The organism is Streptomyces sp. NPDC058145, assembly GCF_042884245.1.
GTDB lineage: Bacteria > Actinomycetota > Actinomycetes > Streptomycetales > Streptomycetaceae > Streptomyces.
Window position 1 is genome coordinate 24438 of record NZ_JBHVUH010000024.1, and the last position, 24389, is coordinate 48826.

At 70.5% G+C, this 24389-nt stretch carries 21 protein-coding genes; 7 read left to right on the forward strand and 14 right to left on the reverse strand.

The genetic code is table 11. The features are described from left to right. Positions 1-88: 88 nt before the first annotated feature. A complete protein-coding gene (locus tag ACFVVO_RS35885; protein WP_390060760.1) occupies positions 89-4528 on the reverse strand; it encodes a trypsin-like peptidase domain-containing protein in 4440 nt (1479 codons plus the stop codon). Further along, entirely contained in the window at positions 4525-4866 is a 342-nt protein-coding gene (locus tag ACFVVO_RS35890; RefSeq protein WP_390060761.1) for a CU044_2847 family protein, read from the reverse strand. The genes ACFVVO_RS35885 and ACFVVO_RS35890 overlap by 4 nt, the downstream gene beginning before the upstream one ends. 362 nt (positions 4867-5228) lie before the next feature. Here ACFVVO_RS35890 and ACFVVO_RS35895 point away from each other — a divergent pair, with 362 nt between their 5' ends. Then, positions 5229-5603: a VOC family protein gene (locus tag ACFVVO_RS35895; protein WP_390060762.1), complete on the forward strand. Its 375-nt coding sequence runs from the start codon at positions 5229-5231 to the stop codon at positions 5601-5603. Between the two features lie 142 nt (positions 5604-5745). Here ACFVVO_RS35895 and ACFVVO_RS35900 read toward each other — a convergent pair whose 3' ends face one another. After that, positions 5746-6330, reverse strand: a complete 585-nt coding sequence (locus ACFVVO_RS35900; protein ID WP_390060764.1) for a TetR/AcrR family transcriptional regulator — start codon at positions 6328-6330, stop codon at positions 5746-5748. Between the two features lie 219 nt (positions 6331-6549). On the opposite strand from ACFVVO_RS35900, the gene ACFVVO_RS35905 reads away from it, so the two are divergent. After that, a complete protein-coding gene (locus ACFVVO_RS35905; RefSeq protein ID WP_390060766.1) occupies positions 6550-7110 on the forward strand; it encodes a hypothetical protein in 561 nt (186 codons plus the stop codon). Positions 7111-7227: 117 nt separating this feature from the next. Here the strand turns inward: ACFVVO_RS35905 and ACFVVO_RS35910 are convergent, their stop codons facing one another. Next, positions 7228-7596, reverse strand: a complete 369-nt coding sequence (locus ACFVVO_RS35910) for a WhiB family transcriptional regulator (RefSeq protein WP_390060768.1) — start codon at positions 7594-7596, stop codon at positions 7228-7230. Positions 7597-7839: 243 nt separating this feature from the next. Further along, a complete protein-coding gene (locus ACFVVO_RS35915) occupies positions 7840-8208 on the reverse strand; it encodes a hypothetical protein (protein WP_390060770.1) in 369 nt (122 codons plus the stop codon). Positions 8209-8320: 112 nt separating this feature from the next. On the opposite strand from ACFVVO_RS35915, the gene sigJ reads away from it, so the two are divergent. Further along, positions 8321-9211: an RNA polymerase sigma factor SigJ gene (gene sigJ, locus ACFVVO_RS35920; RefSeq protein WP_390060772.1), complete on the forward strand. Its 891-nt coding sequence runs from the start codon at positions 8321-8323 to the stop codon at positions 9209-9211. Positions 9212-9250: 39 nt separating this feature from the next. Here sigJ and ACFVVO_RS35925 read toward each other — a convergent pair whose 3' ends face one another. The 4 genes from ACFVVO_RS35925 to ACFVVO_RS35940 form a co-directional block, all read right to left on the reverse strand. Further along, the gene (locus tag ACFVVO_RS35925) at positions 9251-9412 is read right to left on the reverse strand and encodes a hypothetical protein (protein WP_390060773.1); all 162 of its coding nucleotides are present in this window, start codon (positions 9410-9412) and stop codon (positions 9251-9253) included. 31 nt (positions 9413-9443) lie between these two features. Then, positions 9444-10397 carry a MerR family transcriptional regulator gene (locus ACFVVO_RS35930; protein ID WP_390060774.1) on the reverse strand — a complete coding sequence of 318 codons (954 nt, stop codon included), beginning with the start codon at positions 10395-10397 and terminating at the stop codon, positions 9444-9446. Between the two features lie 300 nt (positions 10398-10697). Continuing rightward, entirely contained in the window at positions 10698-11231 is a 534-nt protein-coding gene (locus tag ACFVVO_RS35935; RefSeq protein WP_390060776.1) for a 2'-5' RNA ligase family protein, read from the reverse strand. A 210-nt stretch (positions 11232-11441) separates the two neighbouring features. After that, positions 11442-12110, reverse strand: a complete 669-nt coding sequence (locus ACFVVO_RS35940; protein ID WP_390060777.1) for a TetR/AcrR family transcriptional regulator — start codon at positions 12108-12110, stop codon at positions 11442-11444. Positions 12111-12169: 59 nt separating this feature from the next. Between ACFVVO_RS35940 and ACFVVO_RS35945 the strand changes: the two genes are divergently transcribed. Then, a complete protein-coding gene (locus ACFVVO_RS35945; protein ID WP_390060779.1) occupies positions 12170-13837 on the forward strand; it encodes an FAD-binding oxidoreductase in 1668 nt (555 codons plus the stop codon). 203 nt (positions 13838-14040) lie between these two features. Here the strand turns inward: ACFVVO_RS35945 and ACFVVO_RS35950 are convergent, their stop codons facing one another. Next, positions 14041-14772: a TetR/AcrR family transcriptional regulator gene (locus ACFVVO_RS35950; RefSeq protein WP_390060780.1), complete on the reverse strand. Its 732-nt coding sequence runs from the start codon at positions 14770-14772 to the stop codon at positions 14041-14043. A 334-nt stretch (positions 14773-15106) separates the two neighbouring features. On the opposite strand from ACFVVO_RS35950, the gene ACFVVO_RS35955 reads away from it, so the two are divergent. The 3 genes from ACFVVO_RS35955 (at position 15107) to ACFVVO_RS35965 (ending at position 18848) form a co-directional block, all read left to right on the forward strand. Beyond that, positions 15107-16591 (forward strand): APC family permease, encoded by a 1485-nt coding sequence (locus ACFVVO_RS35955; protein ID WP_390060782.1) that lies wholly within the window; start codon positions 15107-15109, stop codon positions 16589-16591. A 55-nt stretch (positions 16592-16646) separates the two neighbouring features. Next, positions 16647-18293, forward strand: a complete 1647-nt coding sequence (locus ACFVVO_RS35960; protein ID WP_390060784.1) for an amidohydrolase — start codon at positions 16647-16649, stop codon at positions 18291-18293. A gap of 159 nt (positions 18294-18452) precedes the next feature. Continuing rightward, a complete protein-coding gene (locus ACFVVO_RS35965) occupies positions 18453-18848 on the forward strand; it encodes a hypothetical protein (protein WP_390060785.1) in 396 nt (131 codons plus the stop codon). Positions 18849-18951: 103 nt separating this feature from the next. Here ACFVVO_RS35965 and ACFVVO_RS35970 read toward each other — a convergent pair whose 3' ends face one another. The 4 genes from ACFVVO_RS35970 to ACFVVO_RS35985 all read right to left on the reverse strand — a co-directional run bounded on the left by ACFVVO_RS35970 (position 18952) and on the right by ACFVVO_RS35985 (position 24366). Continuing rightward, positions 18952-19674 carry an SMI1/KNR4 family protein gene (locus ACFVVO_RS35970; RefSeq protein ID WP_390060786.1) on the reverse strand — a complete coding sequence of 241 codons (723 nt, stop codon included), beginning with the start codon at positions 19672-19674 and terminating at the stop codon, positions 18952-18954. A 581-nt stretch (positions 19675-20255) separates the two neighbouring features. Continuing rightward, the gene (locus ACFVVO_RS35975; RefSeq protein ID WP_390060788.1) at positions 20256-23093 is read right to left on the reverse strand and encodes a type 2 lanthipeptide synthetase LanM family protein; all 2838 of its coding nucleotides are present in this window, start codon (positions 23091-23093) and stop codon (positions 20256-20258) included. A gap of 103 nt (positions 23094-23196) precedes the next feature. After that, positions 23197-23397, reverse strand: coding sequence for a DUF6229 family protein (locus ACFVVO_RS35980; RefSeq protein ID WP_385015158.1), 201 nt, complete (start codon positions 23395-23397; stop codon positions 23197-23199). 156 nt (positions 23398-23553) lie between these two features. Next, complete coding sequence (locus tag ACFVVO_RS35985) at positions 23554-24366, reverse strand: aldehyde dehydrogenase family protein (protein WP_390060790.1); 813 nt, start codon at positions 24364-24366, stop codon at positions 23554-23556. Positions 24367-24389: the final 23 nt, after the last annotated feature.

Genomic DNA, 24389 nt, shown 5'->3' on the forward strand with positions numbered 1-24389 from the left:
GGCGGGGCCCCGCTTCGACTCCGGTCCTGACTCTGGTGGTGGCGCCCCCACCCTGGATCAGGGGAACTGCATCCCGTGCAGGCGCAGGTCAGGTTGGGCATACACGGCCGGTCTCTCCTGAGGGGAGATAGGCGATCCGCTCGCTGGTGGTGAGGTCCCGCCCCACAACCTTGCAGATCCTGGCGGTGGCCTCTGCCGGGCCGGGCAGGTCCGTGTCCCAGCGACGCGCGGTGTGGTCCTCGCCGATGGTGGCCAGGGTGGTGCCGTCTGGGCTGAACTCCACCGAGAGGACGGGGCTGGTGTGGCCGGTCAGGGTGTGCAGGGGGCGGCCGGTGGTGGTGTCCCACAGGCGGGCGGTGCCGTCCCTGCTCGCCGTGGCCAGGGTGGTGCCGTCAGGGCTGAATGCCGCTGAGGAGACGTTGGCGGTGTGGCCGGTCAGGGTGTGCAGGGGGCGGCCGGTGGCGGTGTCCCACAGGCGGGCGGTGCCGTCCCTGCTCGCCGTGGCCAGGGTGGTGCCGTCAGGGCTGAACGACACCGCGAGCACGGTGCTGGTGTGACCGGTGAGCGTGTGCAGGGGACGGCCGGTGGCGGTGTCCCACAGGTCGGCACGGTCGCTGGCGGTGGCCAGGGTGCGGCCGTCCGGGCTGAACACGATCTCATACACGACACCGGTCATGGGGAGGGTGCGCCGCGGTTGGCTGGTGGCGGTGTCCCACAACCGCAGGGGGCAGGCGAGCCCACCCGTGGCCAAGGTGCGGCCGTCCGGGCTGAACGCCATCGCGAACAGGGAACCGGCGCCGATACCGATGGCGTGCAGAGGGTGGCCGGTGGCGGTGTCCCACAGTTGCACGGTGCCGTCTTCGTCGGCGGCGGCCAGGGTCCTGCCGTCGGGACTGAACACCGGTTTGTATGGGTTGTGCAGGCCGGTGAGGGTGCGCAGCGGGTGGCCGATGGTGAGGTCCCACAGCTGTACGGCACCGTCGCTGCCGGCGGTCGCCAGCATCGTGCCGTCGGGACTGAACGCCATCGCGTTCACGCCGTGCTGGCCAGCGAGGGTGCGTGAGAGGTGGCCGGTGGCGGTGTCCCGCAGTTGCACGGTGCCGTCTTCGTCGGCGGCGGCCAGGGTCCTGCCGTCGGGACTGAACACCGCTTTGGCCGGGTCCTTGTGCAGGCCGGTGAGGGTGCGCAGCGGGTGGCCGGCGGTGAGGTCCCACAGCTGTACGGCACCGTCGCTGCCGGCGGTCGCCAGCATCGTGCCGTCGGGACTGAACGCCGCCGCGTTCACGCTGTCCAGGTGGGTGAGGGTGCGTGAGAGGTGACCGGTGGCGGTGTCCCACAGGCGGGCGGTGCCGTCGCTGCCGGCGGTGGCCAGCGTCGTGCCGTCGGGGCTGAAGGCGGTCACGTTCACGGAGCCTGTGTGGGTGAGGGTGTGCAGGGAGCGGCCGGAGTCGGTGTCCCAGAGGCGGGCGGTGCCGTCCTCGCCCGCGGTGACCACCTTCTTGCCATCGGGGCTGAACACCGCGGCCCGCACGTTCTCATTGTGGGTGAGGGTGCGCTGGAGGCGGCCGGAGTCGGTGTCCCAGAGGCGGGCGGTGCCGTCCTCGCCCGCGGTGACCAGCGTCGTGCCGTCGGGGCTGAAGGCGGTCACGTTCACCGGGCCCTTGTGGGTGAGGGTGTGCAGGGAGCGGCCGGAGTCGGTGTCCCACAGGCGGGCGGTGCCCTCGCTGCCGGCGGTGGCCAGCTTCTTGCCGTCGGGGCTGAACCCTGCGGCCCGCACGTCCTCGTTGTGGGTGAGGGTGTGCAGGGGGCGGCCGGAGTCGGTGTCCCAGAGGCGGGCGGTACCGTCCCTGCTCGCGGTGACCAGCATCGTGCCGTCGGGGCTGAACACCGCGGCCCGCACGTTCCCGTTGTGGGTGAGGGTGCGCAAGGGGCGGCCGGAGTCGGTGTCCCACAGGCGGGCGGTACCGTCCCTGCTCGCGGTGGCCACCATCGTGCCGTCAGGACTGAAGGCGGTCGCGTTCACCCAGTCCGTGTGGGTGAGGGTGTGCAGGGGGCGGCCGGTGGCGGTGTCCCACAGGCGCGCGGTGCCGTCCTCGCCCGCGGTGACCAGCCTCTTGCCGTCAGGGCTGAACACCACCGCCCGCACCCACTCGGTATGGCCGATGAGGGCGCGTGGCAAGGGGGCTGTCCCGAAGGCGCGGACGGCTGCGGTGGCTTCCGGCGTGTGGCTGGTGCGGTAGGCATGGGCTGCCAGGAGCATGGCGACTTCGGGGTGCGTGACCGTGAGGTGGTCGGATTCGGTGACGATCTGGCGGGACTCGGCCTCGTGCTGGCGGGACTCGGCTTCTCGGCGCGCGACAGCGGCGTCGTACCACTGCAGGCTCGCCACCCCGGCGGCGACGAGGACGAGGGCGAGCAGCCCGGCCAGGATGGAGGTGCGGCGGCGGGCACGGCGGCGGCTGACGGCGAGGTAGCGGCGGATGTGCGCGGGCAGGCCGCGGCGGCGCGCGTAGTCGAGGCCGATGGCCAAGTCGCTGCCGTGCAGTAACTCGTCCGCCTCGCGGGGCCGCTTCTGACGGCCGGCCCGGTCCGCGGCGCCTCGGAGCCAGCGTGTGTGCCGGTCCTCGGCGCGCCGGAGCCAGCGGTGGAAGTCCTGGTCCTCGGTGACCCAGGCGTGCAGGTGGGGCCAGTCGCGGACGAGGGAGTCGTGGATGAGCTCTGCGACCGGTTCGGGCGGCTCCACCAGCTGGGGTTGTTCTCCCGTGGCGTGGCCTTGAGCCGGCTCGGCGGGTGCGGGGCCCGGCCGGGGGACGCGGATGGTGATGAACCGGTGCTGGGCGAGGGCGGTCAGGGCCGTGTCGAAATCGTTCTGATCGGGGCCGGGGTGGGGGCCTGTGGCCAGGTCGCGGAGGGTGGACAAGGGCAGGCGGCGGCGGGCGGCGGGCGTGGCGTGGTCGGGGTCGGCGGGCTGGACCAGGGTGGTCAGGATCTGCTTGGCGCCGTCGCGTTGCCGCAGCTTTCGGAACTCGGCGGTGCACCAGGTACTCAGGGCACCGGTCACAGTGCCGATGCGCTCGTAGGCCTCATGTGTGAGGACCCCGTAGGTGCGGCTCTCCCACAGCTGGCGCAAAGTCAGCTGCAGGGCAGGCAGGCAGGTGACCGGGGTGCTCCGGGCGCTGCGGGGCTGCGTGCCGTCGGCAGGGGGGATGAGGTCGCCGATCAGCCGGGCGGTCAGGCCGTTCTCGATTCGTGGGCCACGATCGCCGTGCTCGATCATGGCGCGAAGGTCGTGCTCGCTCAGGGTGGCGGGGATGTTCAGATGCGGGGAAGCGGCCTCCAGCAGGGCCGGGGCGCGGGAGGCAAGGGGGGCGTAGAAGTCGTCGCGCATGGCCAGAACCACGGTGAGCGGGGCCCAGGACGCGGCCAGTCCGGCCAGCTGGTCGGCTGCCGCACCGATACCGCCCCCGTCGCCCGGTGCGGTGGCGGGGGCGAGGAGCTCTTCGAACTGGTCGATGACCAGCAGAACGCGGGTGCGGTCGGGGTGGCCGGCCAGGAGGCGGTCGGCTGCGGCCTCGATGCCGTACGTGGCGGCGCCGGGCAGGCCGTGGTGCTCGGCGGCGAGCAGCAGGTCGTGGCCGGGGTTGGGGATCAGGACGGGCAGCCAGCGGTCGCTGCCGGGCACCGTCCCTCCCTCGGCCAGCGCGGGCAGTACCCCGGCTTGCAGGAGGGAGGACTTGCCCGATCCGGACGGTCCCAGCAGCAGTAGCGTCCGGGCGGGCCCGCGCAACGCCGTGAGGACGGCGTCCAGGGCGGTGGTACGACCGCCGAAGACCGCGGCGTCGTCGGCGGTGAACGGCTCCAGGCCCGGGTAGGGGCACACCGCGTGCTCCACCAGCTCGGGGTGCAGGTCGCGCAGGGTCCGGGCGGGGGTGGCGTAGGCGATCTCCAGCCCGCGGGAGTGGCGGTCGGGGTGAGTGATGGCCGTGGTCATGCCGATCACCAGCCCGGTGATGTCGTCGACGACGGGGCCGCCGCTGAACCCCTCGGTCAGGTCGTTGGCGTCGTACAGCTGGAGCAGCGGTACCGCCCCTCGCTCGACGGTACCCTCCAGCATGCGGCCGACCTTGAACGTGCCGAAGTGCCCTCCCTGTCTGGCCTGCTGGGGGAAGCCGTAGGTGCTGCCGCGGTGGTCGGCGCAGTCCTCCGCGATGCCCAGCGCGAGCGCGGCCACGTCGAGCGGGGTGCCTTCCAGCCGCAGGAACGCCACGTCCTCCGCGTCCGGGTCCCGCCAGGTGCTGGTTTCCACGGCCCCGTGCCGGCCGAGTTCGGGGCGGGCGGGAAAAGACAGCGGCACCCGCTGCCCGGGGCCGAACCCGGCCTTCTGGACCACGTGGGCGCATGTGGCCAGCAGATGGGGACCGATGAGGAAGCCCGCTCCCGCCACCGCTCCGCTCGCGCTGCGGACTTCGGCGACCGCGTGGTGGAACCCGTGCGCCGACCCGCCCGGCGGGCGCACCACGTCCGTCACGCGCCGCCGCTATCAGGGCCGGCATCGTCCGGCGAGGCAGAGGCGTGCCAGGTCACCGTGACGGTCAGGTGGCAGCCCGTCTCGCTCTTGGCGATTACGGCACCGGCCTCAGCGGCCAGATCGACGCCGAACTCGATCACCACCTCGTCCGGACCGGCCTGGCGCAGCTGCTCCAGCGCCGCTCGCGCCAGGCCCGCCACCGGACGCAGCGCCTGCTGGACCGTGTGCGGCAGATCCTGCACGGCGTCCGCCAGCCGCCCCACCTTCACCGGCCCGTCCGGCTCCCGTCCCCCCTCCAGCAGGACCGAGCCCCCGCCCTCCAGCGGCAACCGCGCCACAACCCCCACTGTGCCTCCTCGCTCCCCCGGCCACAGACCGTTGACAAGCACCGCTACCCAAGCCAGGAGCCACCTACGCTAGACCAACGGCCTTTACGTCGAGCCAGTTTGGGTGGATGGGCGCGGTCGGTTCGAAGACAGGACAGGGCCGCTCCTGCTTCAGGTCCTGGCGGACCGTCCCCGGTCGTGGGCAGCGGCCGCGCCTTCACGGTCCCGACCGCCGGACCTCGCCCAGCCCGCCCCGGCTCAGCGGCTCGATCAGCTTGAAGGCGCCCGGCCGGACGATGCTTGCCTCAGGCGGACCAATGAGCGCCACCCATTGGGGATCACTTTGTACGAGCTGATCGCTACGGTGGGGCCCCATGCCCTTGCAGATGAAGTTGACGGCCATAACACTCGACTGCCCTGACCCGGAGGCGCTGGCCGCGTTCTACGCACAGGCCACCGGGCTTGAGTGCCATCCCGAATCCAACGGTGACTTCGCCGGACTCAACGGCGACAACGGGCTCTTCATCGGGTTCCAACGCGTCGATGACTATCAAGCTCCGCGCTGGCCCGACCAGACCGTGCCACAACAGTTCCACCTCGACTTCGCGGTCGACGACCCCGACGAGGGTGAAGCTCTGCTGTTGGCGCTGGGCGCGGCCAAACCGCACTATCAACCCGGTGGTGACAGGTGGCTGGTCCTCACTGATCCAGCCGGTCACCCCTTCTGCCTGACCAGGCGGAAGGTCTAGGTGCTCAGGCGGTCGGCGTAGCGACTTCGGCCGGGGTCGAACCGCCACCATCTCCTCCTGCGGAACCCCATCGCCCTTCGAGTTCCAGCGCTCTGCGCTTCCTGACCTGTCCGCCGTACCTGTCTGCCGCCCATACGGCCGCTCAGGCTCCGCGGGTCTTCAAGATCCCTTCGACGCCGAGCAGGAAGGTCCCGGAGATCAACTTCGGGTCGAAGAGGCAGCCGGCGGCCATGGCGCCGTCCCGAAGCATGACGAGGTGCCGGCCGTCTTCGTCGGCGGGAGCGTCCCCGACCTGCGCCAGCAACTCGGTGACGGTGTCCAGGAACCAAGTGCGGTGGGCCAGGACAGCCTGGTGGATCGGGTGGGCGGGGTCAGGATATTCGGCTACCGCGTTGAGGAAGGCGCAGCCGCGGAACCCGGGACCCTGGATGCCTTCAGTGATGAATCGGCCGACCGACCGCACCCTGTCGGCTGCCGACTGCTCGCCCGCCTGAGCGGCCTCGGCCCCCGCCCGGATTCCCCGGTCGGCCTGCTGGAGGTAGGCGAGGACGAGTTCTTCCTTGCCCGCGAAGTGCCGGTACAGCGTGGCGCGGGTGACCTGCGCCTCCGCGATGATCCGGTCGACGCCGACGGAGTGGATTCCCTCCGCGTAGAAAATTCTGGTTGCCGTGCTGAGCAGCCGCGCTCGCGCCGCCGACGTGCTGCCGCCCCCTGCTCCCTCGCTCATGAGGCCACAGTAACCCACTCGCAAGGGAGAACGTTCGGTCTTGACAGATGCCGTCGGCGCCGTCTTGGATATTCAATGAGACCGAACGTTCTCCCTCAACGATGCCGGTGCCTCTGTGGCTCTGCGTGCACACCCGATACATCCGATCGAGGAAGCGAACGGGAGCACCCGATGACCCGGCCGACTGACGTCAACACGCTTTCACCGAGAGGAACTTCCATGAAAACTCTTGCCGAAACCGCTCCCACCAGCGTTCCCGTAGCCCTGCGCAAGCTGTACCTCATGCGCTTCCTGTTCGCCGCTGTGTGGGCCGTCCTTCTGTTCTCGACCGCCGACACACTGGGCGCGCTCACTGGCACATTGCTGGTGATCTATCCCCTGTTCGACGTGGCGTGCGCGGTCATCGATATCAGGTCCGCCCAGGTGAACGACCAGCCGGTGCGCGGTCTGTACGTGAACATCGTGCTCAGCACCCTCACCGGCATCGGCCTCGCCGTCGCCGCCACCTCCGGCATCCCCGCCGTCCTGCGGGTCTGGGGTGCCTGGGCCGTCACCGCGGGCATCGTCCAGCTCATCGTCGCCGCCGCCCGACGCCAACTCGGGGGCCAGTGGGCGATGATCGCCAGTGGCTCCATCTCCACCCTCGCCGGTGCCTGGTTCATCGCTCAGGCGAGCAAGGAGGGCGCGTCCCTGAACAACCTGGCTGGTTACGCCTTCCTCGGCGGCGTCTTCTTCCTCGTCTCCGCCCTCCGCCTGGGGCGCACCCGCACCGAGGTGTAGCCCTCCCCCCATGAACCACGGGCCATGTCGGCCCACCGCAGCGAGGGCGTCCGGGCGAGAGGGTGTCCGGACGTACCGCTCGCGCGCACGACCGTCTCGCCGGCGCGGAGTGGTCGGTCAGCCGGCTGCGGTCCAGTGTTCGCCACCGCCAGGGCTCGCTTGCCGGTCATGCTGCGTGCGGGCCGCCTCCAGCAGCTGACGCCAGGACGACACGGTGGGCCTTCGTCGCAGCAGGGCACGTCGTTCGCGGTCCGTCATCCCACCCCAGACGCCATGTTCGATACGTCGGTCAAGGGCATGAGCAAGGCATTCCATGCGCACCACGCAGCCGATGCAGATTGCCTTGGCTTCGTTCTGCGCCGCACCGTTGACGAACAGGACGTCCGGGTCAGAGGCTCGGCAGGCTGCACGTGTCTCCCAGGCTTCCTCATTGGCTGCGAGCACCGATGCCGTCCTCTCCTCGTTCCAACCTGCCGCATCACCCATGGGCTAGCGCTGATTCGGTGACGCCGGGGCAGTGGTGCAAGGCATGGAGCGTCGTGATCCTTAGTAACCCCTCTGCGTAAGGGGAAACGTGACTGCTGTGAGGAGGGTGCATCATCGCGATCACGTCCAGGTTCCGCCGACGGATGCGCCGCACGTCCCTGCTCACGCAGTTGCCCCAACCGCCGGCCCGGCAATCCTTCCCGGTCACAGCACTGGTCCATCCCCGCGCCGCCGTACCAGCCCTCAGCGGCGAGTCAGCGCCAGCACGCTCAGGCCGAACATCGCGACCCCCAGGGGGAGATGGACCGAGGGGACGTGCGCTATGCCGAGCACGACCTGGACCGAGGCGAGGACAAGGAATCCCGACGCGTGCCAGACAGGCCGAGGCGAGCCGCCGCCCGGTTTCCACGCCAGCACCGCCGCGAGCACGTACAGCATTGACGCCCCATACATCACACGGGCTCCGACCCCGTGCAGCGTCTGTCCATAGGACGAGGTCAGCAACAGCCCTGCGGAGACTGCCTGTAGAAAGATGGTCAGGGTCTGCAGAGCGATAGCGATCTGCAGGAACGAAGCGCTGCGTCGTCCGTTCCCTGTTACCTGAGTGGCCATGTCACAGTCCCCTCTTTCCACCCTGGCGGGCAGCGGGTCGATAAGGTCTCACCAGCCCGACGACGTGGGCCTGCGAAAGGTAAGGCGAGGGGGCAGCGGGAGGCATGGGACTGTGGAGGCCAAGACGGCTGAGATAGTCGGTGAGCGACGCCAACTGCTCAATGTCGCCTATCGCTTGCTGGGTTCGGTGAGCGAGGCCGAGGACTCCGTGCAGGACGCCTACGCACGCTGGTACGGCCTGCCGCGAAGCCGGCAGGAGGAGATCCTGTCCCCCGGTGCCTGGCTCACGACGGTCACCAGTCGCATCTGCCTGGACCTGCTCGGCTCGGCGCGGGCCCGCCGTGAACGCTATGTCGGCGCGTGGCTGCCCGAGCCGCTGCCCGACCGCACCGAGTGGGAGCCCGCGGGCGGCGCCGACCCCGCCGACCAGATCGTTCTGGACGAGTCGGTGGCCATGGCCTTCCTCGTCGTCCTGGAGTCGATGACTCCCGCCGAGCGGGTGGCGTTCGTCCTGCACGATGTCTTCCGGTACCCGTTCGCCGAGATCGCCGAGGTGCTCGGCAGGACCCGTGCGGCCTGCAAGCAACTGGCGGCCTCCGCCCGGCGGCGGGTGAGCGCCGCACATACTCCGATGACGACGACCGGGCAGGCCGACGTGGTGCGGTCTGTGAAAGAGGCATGGGAGAGCAAGGACATCGCAGCCCTCGTCGGTCTTCTCGACCCGGCCGCCGTGATGACCGCCGACGGCGGCGGCATGGTCGGCACCGTTCTGCGCCCGGTCGAGGGCGGCGCGCGCATCGCCCAGTACATGGTCGCCATCAGCGACAAGGCTCCGGGTCTCGAACTCCTCGAGCGGTCGGTCAACGGTAAGCCGGGGCTGGTGGCTCAACGTCACGGCGTCGTCGCGACCGTGGCCTCGTTCGAGGTCTCCGACGGGCGGGTGACCCGGATCTGGGTGGTCCGCAACCCGGAGAAGCTGCGGCCGTGGGAGCGGGCGGGCTAGCTCGCCCTGCCGGTATGAGGGGCATGTCAGTTGGCGCCTTCAGATGGCCAGCAACCCCGCGAGCAGCACAGCAGCCACCGCCGAGAGGACCCGCGGTCCTCTCCAGCCCCGCCCCGAAGCCTGGCGGTTCAACTCCCACACGAACACCAGCCCGCCACCGAGCCCCAAAGCGCTCCGCAGCAGGTAAACGGTGGTGTGCACGGGGAGCCTCCAAAGGCTTTCGAGTGGACGTTCACAGGGGGTTGTCGCTGAGCCAGGCAAGGACCTGGTCGGCGTGCTTGTCCGGCGGGAAAATCGGGTAGAAGACGTGCTCGATCACGTTGTCCTTGATGATCAGCGTCAGCCTCTTGTACAGCGTCAGCCCGCGGGTGGTGAATGTGGGCAGCTCCAGTGTGCGGGCCAGGCTCCGCGCCACGTCGGACAGCATCTGGAACGGCAGGTGGAGCCGTTCGGTGAGCTCACGCTGGTAGTCGGTGTCCTGACTGGAGAGGCCGTACACCCGAGCCGCACCGGCCGCGAGCAGGTTGCCGTGATGATCGCGGAAGCCGCACGTCTCGGCGGTGCAGCCACGGGCGCCGGGGATGGAGTCCCAGCCCTCGGGCAAATCGGTGTCGGGGCGGCCCGTCAGCGGATAGATGTAGAGCACCGTGCGACCTGTGCCCAGCGCAGCGAGGTTGACCGTCGCGCCGTCTGTGGCCGGCAGCTCCAGATGCGGCATTCTCATACCGGGCAGGTGTTCAGCGGCGCCGTCGTCCTCAGGAGCGGGCAGGCCGGCAGGCAGGCTCGTGTAGTTGGTCATCGGTTCTTCTCCTTCGGTGGCCGGTGAGAGGCGGCCGCGGTGGGCGGCCTCGTGCAGGCGCGCCACCAGCACCGCCCGGCGTGCGACGAGGCCGTCGATCCGCTGTGTGAGATCGGTGATGGCGTCCCTGTACCCGGCCAGCGCGGCCGGGCAGTCGTCCACATGCCGGTGCCCCAGGGTGAGGCAATCCAGAAACGGACGGGTCCCCTCGGCAGGGATACCGAGGCGGCCCAGCGCCCGGATCTCCTGCGTGAGTCGTACGTCGTGTTCGTCGTAGTCCCGGTAGCCGTTGGTCAGCCGCACCGGCGCGAGCAGACCCAAGGATTCGTAGTAGCGCACCGCTTTGGTCGTCACACCCGCCCGACGGGCCAGCTCACCTATCCGCATGCCTCTCACCTCGAAGAAACGGTAAACCTTGCCCTTGAGGGCAAGGTCAAGCGATCTTCCTCCACACTCCGTCTCGCGAGCATCCTCATCTGGAACCGGCGCAGACCAAAGAGGCGGAACCCAAACCGCCACCGACCTGTTGGACACTCTCGACCGGCGCCGCGACCACCAAGCGCTGCTGCTCGGAGGTGGGGCCCGAGCCGGTCACGGACGCCATCCGGGAGAAGCCCGCACACTGGCAGCACCCCGTCACGATCACCGGCACCGTCTCGGCCTCTCCCCCACTCCGGCGCCACCAGCTCAGATGCGGGGCTCCAGGACCTCCAAGGCGCCGGTCTCGGTGTCGTAGCTGCGCAGGGTGATGAGTTGGACCGACAGCGGCGGCGTCGGCAGCATTTCGGGGACGCGTCGGCCGGTGAAGGCACCGGGGCGCCGGGTGCGGCCCAGGGTGACGTGCGGGCTCCAGCGCGCGGGGTCGTGGAAGGGGTTGAGGGCCTCGGGCGGGCTGTCGGAGGCCACCGCATCCCACACCCGGCGGTGCAAACCGGCCAGCGCGGCGTCGAGGTCCAGCGCCCAAGCCAGTACCGAGGTGGGCCGTTCGAAGCGGACCAGGCCGGTGAACCGCACCGGCAGCGGCAGGGCGGCGGCCACTTCGGCGAGTTCCCAGCGGATAGGGGCGGTCAGCTCCGGGCAGGCAGCCAGGGTGAGGTGCGGACTGTTGGTCGGTGAGCGGTGGCGCGCCTGACTCGGCAGCCCCGCGTCGGCGAGCCGCCGCCAGGCCTCCCGAACGCCTAGCTCTGCCGCCTCGTCCAACAGAACCTCGACCGTACGCACCGCCGCAGCTTACCGGCGTTCGCCTGCGCTTCTCGTGCACGGTGCCGAAGCCGCCCTGCGGCTGCTTGCCGTCGTCCTTGACGGCGACCTCGCCCCCCATACTGGCGCCGCCCAGTTGCGGCACCCACCTCGCCTACACCGACCCTTCATTGCCACGGACCAATGCAGCACCCGACTCTCCCTTCAGCAGCACGCGGTCCTCAGCCGTGTTCAGGCACCGTTGCGGATGGCCGTGAGGAGGCGAGCGCAGCGTGCGCTCATGTCCTGCGCGGACAGTTCGGGGTGCGAGATCCACCAGCCGAGCAGTGCGCTGACCGTACCCGTCCAGACGTGCTTGAGCACGTCGGCGTCCAGGGCATCATCGTTTCCCTGGACCTGCAGCAGTGCGGCCGTGCCGGTGGCCGCCAGTTCGTCGATGGCCTCGCGATGGCGACGGGCCGCGGACCAGGGTTCGGAGCCCGGTGGCAGAGTCCGGTCGTACAGCACGAACCAGGCGTGCCGCTGCCCTTCCAGAGCCCGGAAGAGGGCGGTGAGCACTGTGTGGGGCAGCCTGCCCTCCGGCGGGTTCGAGGCCATGGCCCGTTCGATCGTCTCGAGCAGGTGCGGGCCGATGCGGTCGAGGCAGGCCGTGCAGAGGCCGTCCTTGGAACCGAAGTAGGTGTACAGCAGGGGTTTCGTCACCCCAACGCGGCGGGCGATCTCCGCCATGGACGCCGCGGCGTATCCGTGCCTTCCGAACTCCTCCACGGCGGCGCTCAGGATCTGCTGTTCCCGGTAGGCCCGCGGTACGCCTTTGGTACCCGCGCGCGTTCCGGGGCGGTTGCGTTCCCGATCGCCGTCCAGTGGATCCGGTGGAGTCGAGGATCTTGCGGTTGCCATGACGGAACTATACGTTGCAGTAAATTACCAAGGGGTAAATTACTGGAAGGTCAATTATCGTGGCCGACAGCACAACCAGGAAGGCGTCGTCGACCGGCGCTGCCCCCCGCCGCTCCTGGTGGGGCTGGGGCGCCGAGAACAAGGCACTGTCAGACGCCGAGTGCACCGCGCTCGGGCGCTTGCTCCCCGGCGCGGCGAACACTCCGCTCCCCGTTCCCGACGTCTCCACCCTCGACCTGCCGAAAGTGCGCGTGGAACCGCCCACGGAGCTCGCCCCGTTGATGTCGGCCGCGCCCTGGGACCGCGCCTCGCACACATACGGCAAGGCGTACCGCGACGTGGTCCGCGCACTGGGTGGGGACCTCTCGGCGGCACCGGACCAAGTGGCCCACCCCCGGACCGAGCAGGACGTCATCGACATCCTCGACTGGGCGGCAAGCGCCGAGGTGGCCGTGGTGCCATTCGGCGGCGGCACTTCGGTCGTCGGCGGAGTCGAGTACCGCGCCGACCGGCATCGCGGCGTGGTGTCCCTGGACCTCTCGGCGATGAACCGGGTGCTGGAGGTCGACAGGACCAGCCGCGCTGCACGGATCCAGGCCGGTGTCCTGGGCCCCGCTCTGGAGGCGCAGCTGCGACCGCACGGACTGACCCTGCGACACTTCCCCCAGAGCTTCGAGTACTCCACTCTCGGCGGATGGCTCGCGACACGGGCGGGCGGCCACTACGCCACGCTCCACACCCACATAGACGACCTCGTGGAGTCGTTGCGCGTGGTGACCCCGGTCGGCGTCAACCAGTCGCTCCGGGTGCCGGGATCGGGCGCGGGCCCTTCCCCCGACCGGCTGTTCCTGGGGTCCGAAGGCACGCTCGGCGTGATCACCGAGGCCTGGATGCGACTCCAAGAACGTACCCGTCACAAGACCTCGGCCACGGTTCTCTTCGACGACATCCACGCCGCCATGGACGCGGTGCGCGCCATCGCGCAGTCGGGCCTGCATCCGGCGAACTGCCGACTCCTCGATCCGGGGGAAGCCGCCCTCGCCGGCATCACACAAGAGGGTGAAAGTGTCCTCGTCCTGGGGGAGGAATCGGCGCACTTCCGCGTCGAGGAACGTCTGGCCGCCCTCCTCACCCTCGCACGTGACCACGGCGGCACACCCACCGCGAGGGAACCCGGCGGCGCGGACACCGCCGCGAACACCTGGCGCTCGGCATTTCTGAGAATGCCCTATCTCCGCGATGGACTCGCCCGTATGAGCGTGATCAGCGAGACCTTCGAAACAGCCTGCACCTGGGACCGCGCACCGGAGTTGTACGCATCGACGCGCAGTGGGCTCGCCGAGATCCTGAAGGAGGTGACGGGCACGGCCGGCACGGTCAACTGCCGCTTCACTCACGTCTATCCGGACGGCCCCGCGCCCTACTTCACCGTGATCGCACCGGGCAGACGCGGCTCGGAAGTGGCAATGTGGGACGAGATCAAGTCCGCGACCATGAGCGTCCTTCACGACCACGGTGCGACCGTCACCCACCATCATGCGGTCGGCCGCGACCACCGGCCCGGCTACGACCGCCAGCGCCCGGAACCCTTCGCTCTGGCTCTGCGCGCCGCGAAGCAGGCGCTCGACCCGGCCGGGATCCTGAATGCGGGCGTGCTGATCGATCCTGCCCCGTCCCATGATGCCGACGGCACGGCCGCTTCCATGCCGTCCGAACGACATAAGTGATCCGCTCGGGACCAAGGTCGGGTGGACGTGGCGCCGACATCCCGCACTGCGGCGCGTCCATACCGTCTGGGCCGAACACCGCCCGCAGACCGACACCCCGGCAACCGGACACGTCGCCGAGACATGTGGGCGCCGAGGGGCCACCGGGCAGTACAACACCCCCGTAACTCCCGACCACATCGATCGAGGACCGGATTTCGTGGTCACTGGGCGCTCCGGTCGAGTGCGGCCTCCAGTCCGTCGAGGAAGATCTCCAGAGCGCCGGGGTAGGCGCTGGCGCTCATCGTCCGTGCCAGGGTGTGGGCGGATTCGGCGATGCGGGGGTACTGGTCGGGGGGCAGGGAGGCGTACACCTCGCGCCAGGCCGCGCGGTCGGCCGCACCGGCTTCCGACGGCAGGGCGTTGGCGGCCGCGTCGATGGCTGCGAAGCCCAGCGTGAAGTCGATGAACCGGTGGTAGTAGAGGGCCGCGTCCTCCAGTCCGAAGCCGGCGCCACGCAGGATGCCCAGCCCGAGCTCCACTCCTCTCATCTCATTGGGGCGGCGGGTTACCCGGGAGGCCGCGAGCACCGCGACGTGCGGGTGAGCGGTGTACGTGCGATGCAGGTTCATCCCGATACGGCGCAGGTCATCACGCCAGTCGCCGGTGGGCCGCACGTTTTCGAGGCTCATCCCGATCAGTTCGTCCGCGACCGCGAGGACGAGGTCGTCGGTGCTGCGGAAGTAGCGGTACAGCGCCGACGGGTCGGCCCCCAGCGCGATGCCGAGGCGTCGCACGCCCAGCGCGTCGTGGCCGTGCTGGCTCAGCAGCCGGATCGCTGTCTGCACGATCAGCTCCTGGCTGAGCACCGTGCCCGTCCGCGTCGTGCGGCGCCGCCGCCCGGCCGCGAGCCGGTTGGCAGGGACGGCGTCATCCGCGTCATCGAAGGTGCTCACCCGGACTCCGATCCATGAGGGAACGTGCGGCAGACCGCTCTTATGACAACGCGATTGACCTTAAAAGTCCAGAGCTGTTTGATGTGGCTCCACCAGCGCGACACGTCCGTGCGGCTCGTACCGACGGTCACTGCGCGGGTCGGGTCGGTCCGGGCCGACCTGACCGGCAGTCCGGCGGCACAGCCGCCTGGGCGGGTCCGACGTATCCACCACTCCAACGTCGCAACGCGGCGGCGGTCCGCGCACCACCGCGGCCCAGCCGCCGCACCGGTACCCCTTCCTCCCCCGCTCACGGACGCCGCGCGTGCGTCCCGCCACCCTGGACCGGTTGCCCATGGAACACACCACTTCGTCCCCACAGCTGAAGAAATCGCTAAGCGTCGTCGACGGCGTCGTACTGGCCGCGTCAAGTACCGCCGCGACCACCAGCATCGGTATCGGCCTGGGCGTGCTCGCCTCGATCACCGGACGGCAGACTCCGCTGATCCTGCTGCTCGGCTTCCTGCCGATGCTCGGCATCGCCAGCGCGTACGCCCGCCTGAACAAGGCGGAGCCGAACTGCGGCGCCGGATACGTATGGGTCGGGCGCAGCATGGGCCCGTGGCTCGGGATGATCGCCGGCTGGGTCCCGCTCGCCGGCGGCGTCGTCTTCCTCGCCTACACCACGTCCGTGACCGGCTCCGTCCTGGTGCAGTGCGCCCACAAGGCCGGCGTCAACAGTCTTCTGGGCTGGCACCTGGACGCCAACTCCACTCTCCAGTGCACCCTGATCGGCCTGCTCGTCCTGGCCGCGGTCACCGTGACCGCCGTGACCGGCGTGCACAAGGCCACCCGTCTGCAGACCTACCTGCTCGTCTTCGAGTACGCCGTGCTGCTGGTCTTCAGTTGCTGGGGTCTGATCGCGGGCGACCAGTCCTTCTCCCTGTCCTGGTTCAGTCCGTTCGCCTTCGACTCGCCCGCTGCCCTGGCCCAGGGCCTGGTCCTGGCGGTCTTCTTCTACTGGGGCTGGGATGCCGCGTTCTCGGTCACCGAGGAGACGGAGCAGACCGGTGACGCGGCCCGGGGCAGCTACATCGCCCTGTTCACCATGCTCGGTCTGTTCCTCCTGGGAGCCGTCGCCTTCCAGCGGGTCATGACCGCCTCCGAGATGAGCGACACCGGCCCCCAGGGCCTGACCTACTACGCCTCCCGGCTCGCCGACGAGCCCTGGGCCACCCTCCCGCTGATCGCCCTCATGTTCTCGGCCGTCGCCTCCCTGCAGGCCGGCATCATCCCCACCGCCCGGCTGACCCTGGCCATGAGCCGCGAACGCACCCTCGGACCCGTCTGGGCACGCATCAGCGCCCGGCGCGGCGGGCCCACCGCCGGCACCGTCATCGTCGCGGTCATCTCCGCCGCCGTCGCCGTCCTGACCGTGCTGATTCCCAAGCTCAACGAGGCGATCCTGGCCGCGGTCAACGCCATCGGCATCCTCGTCGCGCTGTACTACGGGCTCACGGCCATCGCCTGCGCCCTGCGCTTCCGCGGGCTCATCCGCACCAGCCCGGGGGAAGCCGTCCTGGCCGTCCTCGTGCCGTCCGTGTGCGCCGTCCTTCTGTTCGCCCTCGGCGCCTACCTCGCGCTGTACTACGCGACCCTGAGCGACACCTTCGCCGTCAGCGTCGACAACGGCTGGTTCAACCTGTTGTGCCCCACCGTGATCCTCGTGGCCGGCCTCGTGGTGTCCGCGGTCGCCAAGTGGTACCGCCGTGCCCCCGCCTTCACCCGGACGACTCCGAACGTCACCGTCCCGGCCACCGAAGCCGACTCCCTGTCCTGACCCCGGCGCCATTCCGACTCCGACGCACACCCCGACGATTGGATCTTCCCACCTCATGTCCCAGCCCGCCGCGGACCTTGTCTTCACCAACGGCCCGATCCTGACCACGGACCCGGCTCGCACCCGGGCCACCACCCTGGCCGTCACCGACGGCCGTATCACCGCCGTCGGCCACGACGAGGTCAAGGACCTCATCGGAACCTGCACCGAGGTCGTCGACCTGCACGGCCGTCTGCTGCTGCCCGGCTTCCAGGACGCCCACATCCACGCCGTCATGGGCGGCATCGAACTCGGCGAGTGCGACCTGACCGGGACCACCGACCCCGACGAGTACGCCCGCCGCATCCGCACCTACGCCGACGCCCACCCGGACAGGGAGTGGATCACCGGCGGCGGCTGGTCCATGGAAAGCTTCGAGGGCGGCATACCAACCCGGCAATTCCTCGACACCCTGGTGCCCGACCGGCCCGTCTACCTTCTCAACCGGGACCACCACGGCGCCTGGGTCAACACCCGGGCCCTGGACATCGCAGGCATCACCGCCGCCACCCCCGACCCGCAGGACGGCCGCATCGAACGCGACCCGGCCGGCGCCCCCGTGGGCATGCTCCAGGAAGGCGCGGTGGCCCTGGCCGGCGCCCACCTGCCGCCCAAGACCGCGGCCGACCGTCTGGCCGGACTGCTGCGCGCCCAGGAACTCCTGCACGGCCTCGGCATCACCGCCTGGCAGGACGCCCTGCTGTGCGGGGCGGACGGCTACCCCGACCCCTCCGACGCCTATCTCACCGCGGCCCGTGACCGCACCCTGACCGCCTCGGTGACCGGCGCGCTGTGGTGGCGCAGGTCCGTGGGCGAAGAACAGATCCCCGACCTGCTGCACAACCGGCAACGCCTCACCCACGGCAATCTCCGCTGCTCCACGGTCAAGATCATGCAGGACGGGGTCGCGGAGAACCACACCGCGGCCATGACCGCCCCCTACCTCGACGGCTGCGGATGCGCCACCAGTAACAGCGGTCTGAGCTTTGTCGACCCCGAAGCCCTCAAGCAGTACGTCACCGCCCTGGACGCCGCCGACTTCCAGGTCCACTTCCACGCCCTGGGCGACCGCGCGGTGCGCGAAGCCCTCGACGCCGTCGCCGCGGCTCGCGCCGCAAACGGCTACCGTGACACCCGCCCGCATCTCGCCCACCTCCAGGTCGTCCACCCCGAAGACATTCACCGCTTCCGGCAGTTGGGAGCCACCGCCAACATCCAGGCCCTCTGGGCCGCTCACGAGCCCCAGATGGACGAGCTCACGATCCCCTTCCTCGGCCCAGAACGCTCAGCCTGGCAGTATCCATTCGGTGACCTCCTGCGCGCCGGGACCACCCTCGCCGCCGGCAGCGACTGGCCCGTCTCCAGTCCCGATCCCCTGGCCGGCATCCACGTAGCCGTCAACCGCACCCTGCCCGGCGCAGCCGGCAAGCCCTTCCTGCCCGAGCAGGCCCTGGATCTCACCGCCGCACTCACCGCCTACACGGCGGGCAGTGCCTATGTGAACCACCTCGACGACGCCGGAAGTCTGCACTCCGGCAACCGGGCCGACCTCGTCGTACTCGACCGGGACCCCTTCAGCGTTCCGCCCGAGGCCATCGCCGAGACCCGTGTCCACCTCACCTACATCGACGGACAGCGCGTCCACACCGCGCCCGCCGCCTGACTGACCGTCGCGTACACCCAGCTGTCCGCGGCGCGCACCATGGCGGCCCCGGGCGTCGCCCGGGGCCGCGCCAAGCGCACATGTTCCGACGAACCCGTGTCAGGCAGCGCCGGCACCTCACGGGTTCCGGCAGCAATGCGGATGCCGCATGATCGAGCGGTGCTGATCGAACTGGGGAAGGTCGCGAAGTTTCACGGAGGTCCTTGGCTTGCGGATGTCCGGACCTCGTTCGGTCACACCGCGGTCCGCTGGTGCGGGGATCCTGCTGCGAAGCCCGGCGAGTACCACGTCGAGTGGACGATCGACGAGGACATCGTCTGGGGGTGGAACGCCAAACCCGCTGTTGGTATCGGCGCCGGGCTCCGCACCGGCGGGCACTGCGTCGTCCTGCGGGGACGTCTGAGCGTCACGGACGACGGTGCCACCCTGCTGGACTTCGACGGCACGAATATCCTGCTGGACCTTGTCGATCCGCTGCCCGAAGGCGTCGCCAATCAGTGGGTCGAGCTCTTCATCGAGCGCGAGAAGGTCGGTCTCTACCCATACCTCCTCTGACCAGGGATCAGGTTCTGTGCGTCTCCACTGCGACGAGCTTGGGGTCCACGGTGTTCACCAGGTCGAGCAGAGGGGTGCTGCGGATCATGCGGGGTGGCCAGGGTCAGCGGCAGTCGTTGAGCCAGTCACCCGGCATCAGGTCACGAAGGCGGTCGAGGTCTTCTACAGTCCGGCCGCGGGCCAGGATGGCCGCGCCGTCGTCATCGCGCAACAGGACGTCCTGGCCCAGGAACCACCGGGTCTCCTCACCGATGGGATATGCCGGGAAGGGCAGTCGGACGGAGTTCGCCTCGAGCAGTTCAAGGCTGTCGTCATCCGGGTCGAGGAAGTCGCAGACTTCTCCATCGGCCTGCACGGACTCCGACAAGATGATCTCCACGAAGCAAAGGGACAGACGCTCCAGCCAGCCCTCCCACCGCCCGGCGCTCTTGTCGGCAAGGTCAAGCCGGATGAGCACCGCAGGATCGTCATCCTGGAGGCTGTCGAGGAGGACGCCCCAGGAGGCGGCTCCCTGGTTCTCGTGACGGAAGACCAGGGCCTCCTTGGCATCATCGACATACAGCTCCGCAGGGCGGAGCAGCACATCGTGGTTACTGGTGAGATCCCGTCGGCGTCCGAACAGCACATACGCCTCGCGCAACGCCGTCGGCAGCCGGAGACCCAGCCTCTCCTCGGCGGCATCGAGATCGGCTTCCGTCCATCCGTCATCGCGTCCCAGGGCGGCGCCGGCCCAGTGGGCGGCGAAGCCCCGGACGAAGGTCCATGCACCAGTGCGGTCTTCGACGCCTCTGGCGAGCGACGCGGCAAGATCGAACCCCTGTGTCATGCCAGGACGATATCCGCAACATGGTGGATTGGATCGCGTGGCCTGCACCTCTCAGATTGGCAATCCACGCATGCCAGGCCAGGCTGTAACGGGGGCGGGCCCAGGAGCCGGTCCTCTCCGATCGCTTGGTCGCGAACGCTTGGCGCAATGAGCCGTCAACTGACCAACCTTCCGCGGGTGGGGCGGCTGGTGGAACGGTCCGGGTGGGCCGGGTTCGATCTGACGTCCGGTCGTCCAGGCGGTGCGGCACGCGTCCCGGTAGATGGTGCGGCCTGCTGGCTTCGCTGCTGTGTCCTTTGGCCGTCTACCCGCTGCCGGCTGAACGGAGGGTCCCGCAGAGGTCTGCCGACTGGGACAAGGTGCCGGGGCTGCCGGCCGAGGCGAAGCGCAAACTGAAGGTCCAGGGCGTCGACTCCCGTCATCGGGAGGTCAACTTCCCGGACGACACCTTCGGTGCCCCCACCGGCATGTCCGTCCCCTCAGCAACGCCTACTGCCAGAGCGGGCACATCGCGGCCACCCCGAAGGGCAAGATCCTCCGGGTCATGCCAGACGACGGCTGATCCGCGGGCCCCCGGCCGGTCAGTCGAGGAGCAGGGGATCGGGCAGGGAAGCCACCGGGTGCATGCACAGCAACGTGTGCACGACGCCCGCGAGCCCTGACATGAGGCTCGGGGAGAAGGCTTCCCGGGCCAGCCCGCCGACCGGGCCGCGCTGTTCCAGACTGGTGAGGATCTCGCCGTCCAGCTCGGCGCGCTCGCCGAACTCCATGGCGGTGAGGAACTGCCACAGCCCCAGGTCCCCGTGGCACAGTGTGTGGCTCCAGCCGAAGCCCTCGGCGGCGCAGGCGGCCGCGGCCCGCCGGGCCATGTCCAGGTGGGCCGGATCGCCGGTGCGCCGGTGGAGGTCGAGCATGCCGGTCCCGATCCCGGCGCTGCCGTGGCACCAGCTCGTGAAGAAGTCCTCCTCTGCGCCGACCCGGACGTCCTGCCAGTTGCCGGCTCCGGGCCGCCACAGGGACTCCTGGTAGGCGAAGGCCCGCTCGGCGAGCCGGCTCCAGTCGCGCCGCTCGGCCGCTGACCCCGCCTCGCTCAGGGAGAGCCGGGCCAGCGCCCAGCCGATGCCGGTCGCGCCGTGGGCGAAGCCCCCGATGCCCTCGGGGTTGAGCCGGGTCGTCCAGCGCGCGCCGCTCGCGTCCACGTTGGCCAGCCCGGTCAGCCTGCGCCCGATGTGTGCGGCGGCGGCCAGCCAGCGGTCCTGCCCTGTCGCCCCGGCCAGGTCGAGCAGCGGGACGATGCCGCCGGCCGCCCCGTTCAGCAGGTCCACCTCGATGTCGTCGTCGACGAGCGGGCCCTCCAGCAGCTCGGCCCGGCCGGCCGCCCGCTCCAGCAGTCGGTCCTCGCCCAGCACCCGGTGCAGCGCCAGCCAGGTCCACACCTGGGACGCGGCGCCGCTGAACGCCCCAGCCGAGGGGGTCGGCGTCCGCTCCTCGGTACCGGCCAGCACCCGCAGCGCGCCCTCGAACGTCTCGGCGACGCCCGGCACCTCGTCGGCCCGGCCGGCCCGCGCCTCGGTCAGGTACTCGGCGAGGGTCAGGGCCACCCCGCCCTGCCCGGTGTACAGGTCGGCGGGCAGCACCCTGATGGACCATCCCGCGGGCGTGAAGACCGGACTGATCCAGGTGACCGTGCCGTCCTCGCCGCGCACCGCACCGTCGCACAACCGCCGCACCATCCGCGCGGCCAGCTCCCGGCGCCGCCGCTCCGCGTCGCGTGCGTGCGGATCGTGCGCGGCCTCCTGCACCCGCGCGGGCAGCGAGCGCTCGTTGAGGTAGGCACCCACCAGCGCGTCCTGGATCACCGACTCCTCCAGCTCGAGGTCCGCCGTACGCCAGTCCTCGACCGTGGCCCGTACGGCCGCCGTGTCGACGGTGAAGGTGAACATGGGGACGTCGCCGGCCAGGAGTTCCGCGATCTCGCCGTCGATCGTCTCCCGGTCCGTCGGCGCGCCGGGCAACACCTCGGCGTTGCGCCGCAGGATGTCCCGGGCCCGTTCCACGGCCGCCGGTTCGTCGTGCAGCGACGCCGGGTGCCACAGCATCCGGCCGATGTCGACGTACGCCTGCGTCGGCCGCAGGATCCGGCGCGCCCGGGCGCCCTCGAAGCGGCGCAACAGCCGGTAGGGGTCGGTCCCGGGCCGGCGCAGGTGCGCGGTCATCTCCTTGAAGCCCGCCAGGACCCGGTCCCAGTACGTGCTCAGCACGGGGGTGGGATTGGGGTGGTTGCCCGCGCCGGGCATGACCACCAGGTCCACCTGGAAGCGGGCCGCCGCGGTGCCGCCGTCCGCGATCACCGGGTTCGGGATCAGCGGCTGCTGTCCGGGCAGCGCCCCGACGCCGGAGATGTCCACCCCGCCGAGCGCGAAGCCGGTGCCGCGGACGGGTAGCAGCCCGGTGCGCAGCACCGTGCGGCGGATCGCGGCGGCCGCCACGTCCACCGCGTCGCCCCGGCCGCTGGGCGGGAAGGGAGCGGGGGCGTCGAAGAGCGTCTCGGCGTCCACGATCACGGGCACCGGGCCCGCGGCGATCATGTTCTCGGCGTGCATGTCGGTGCCGCCGGTGAAGCGCAGGACGGCCAGCCAGTGACCGATGTTGCGGTAGAACGCGGCGAGTTCGGTGTCGTCGGCACAGTAGCGGTGGCCGACGAACTCGGCCCAGCCGTAACCGCCGCGCCCCAGCATGCGCGGCACCCGGATGCGTTCCCGGGGCTCCGGGGCGCCGGGGAAGTCCGCGTAGATCTCGTCCAGCAGCCCGCCGAGCGCCACGTCGGTCTCCGGCGGACGCGGCTTGTACATCACGGTCCCGCCGGCGAAGTCGGCCCGGCTGACCGTCAGGCCGCCCCGGTGGCTGTCACCCGCCCCGAACGTGACGGCGCGCAACTCGCCCGCCTGCGCCCCCAGCAGCCGGCGGAGCAACACCCGGTCCTCGGCCAGCCGTTGCGCGAAACCGGTCGTCGCCGCCACCGACAGGCGGGCCACCGAGGCGACGCGGGCTGCGACGGTCGGGTACCGGCCCGCCAGCCGGTCGAGGTAGCCGTCCTCGCCGGCCTGCTCAATGAACTCGGTCCAGGTCCGTGTGTCGGTGCCCGCCGCCGCGTCCTCGGGTACGGGTCCGCCCCCGGCCGTCATGCGCAGCGCGTGCAGTTCGACCAGGAACACGCGGGACAGTTTGGCGTGCAGGGACCGAAGCAGCGCGGTGTGACCGGCCTCCAGCACCGTGGCGCGTTCCGCGCGGTCCAGGTCGTCCACGGCAGCCAGCCGCCGGGCCAGCTCGTCCCGCCACGGGCGGGCGATGTTTCGTACGGGCCGGGCGAACCACTCGGTCTCGCCCGCCTCCTGCCGCTGTGCCACCGGTCCGCTCACCGTTCGCCGCCTCCCTCTCCACACCACGTCCACGCCCTGCTGGCCCCCCCTGACAGGACGGGGAGCCGCGCCGCCTCGCGCGCGGCTCCCCCCAGTCACACGATCAGCAGCACCAACTGCCGTGCGACCCGCTCGGGCTGGAACAGAAGCCGTACAGGGAGTCGCTGGGGTCGGTGAGCGCGGCCTCCGTGGCGGCGCCGCCGACGTACAGCGGGCCGGCAGGGTTGATCTGGCCCTGGGCGCTCTCGGCGCCCGACAGCCAGGCTTCGAGCACGGCGGCGGTGTGAACACTGGACTGCGGCATCTACGGCCTCCGGAGGGTAAGTTCGGGCGGATTGCCCGGCCTCCCGAGTATCGCCACCTCCGAACACCCGTCAGATGCCTGATCCGGCCACAGTCCGCCGGTAATACTGATGCCCCCTACAGGAAACCGGGGCGGTGCGGCGCGCCCGCCGTCCCCTCACAGCGTGACGTGCTTGACCTGCGTGTAGTCGAGCAGCCCGGTGAGGGACAGATCGCTGCCGTAGCCGGAGTGACGCACTCCGCCGCGGGGCATCTCCGAGACGGTCGTGCCGTGGGTGGTCATCCAGACGATGCCGGTATGCAACGCTCGGCTCGCGTGCATGGCCCGGTCATGGTCGCGGGTCCATACGCTTGCGGCCATATCCTGCGGAACGGTGTTCGCCATCCCAAACGCCCCGGCTTCCCGCGTGAACGGCTGGATCGTGACGACCGGACCGAACACCTCGCCGCGGACGACTTCGTCCTCCTGCCGGACACCGGCCACCACCGTGGCCTGGTGGAAGAAGCCGGGGCCGGGCAGTGCCAGGCCTCCGGCGACCACCTCGGCATGGTCCGGGAGCCGCTCCAGTGAGTCCAGGACGGTGGCGAGTTGGGCGGCGCCGGCGAGCGGGCCGAAGTCGGCGTGCTCGTCGTCCGGAGTGCCCGGCGTCCGCCGCGCGGCCCGGTCGGCGACGGCGTCGAGGAACGGCCGGTCGCGGCGGCCGTATCCGCCACGGCGTCGGCCCCGGGGCCGACGCCGAGCAGGCGCCCGGAGCGGACAGGCGGGCTGGGGCAACCAGCAGTCGCCGCGCCGTACTACGCCGCTTACCGGCCCCGCTACGCACCCGAGTCCTACACCCTGCTCGGCGACCACTACGGCCTCGACGGCACCCAGCGGGTGCTCGCCCTCGGCGCCGACCCCGGCAACTCCGAGCCGACTCCGCCGAATCCGATCCCTGCCCGACGGCACGTCAGGCAGGGAGCGGAACATGCCGAGGCGACACCAGCCGTCGT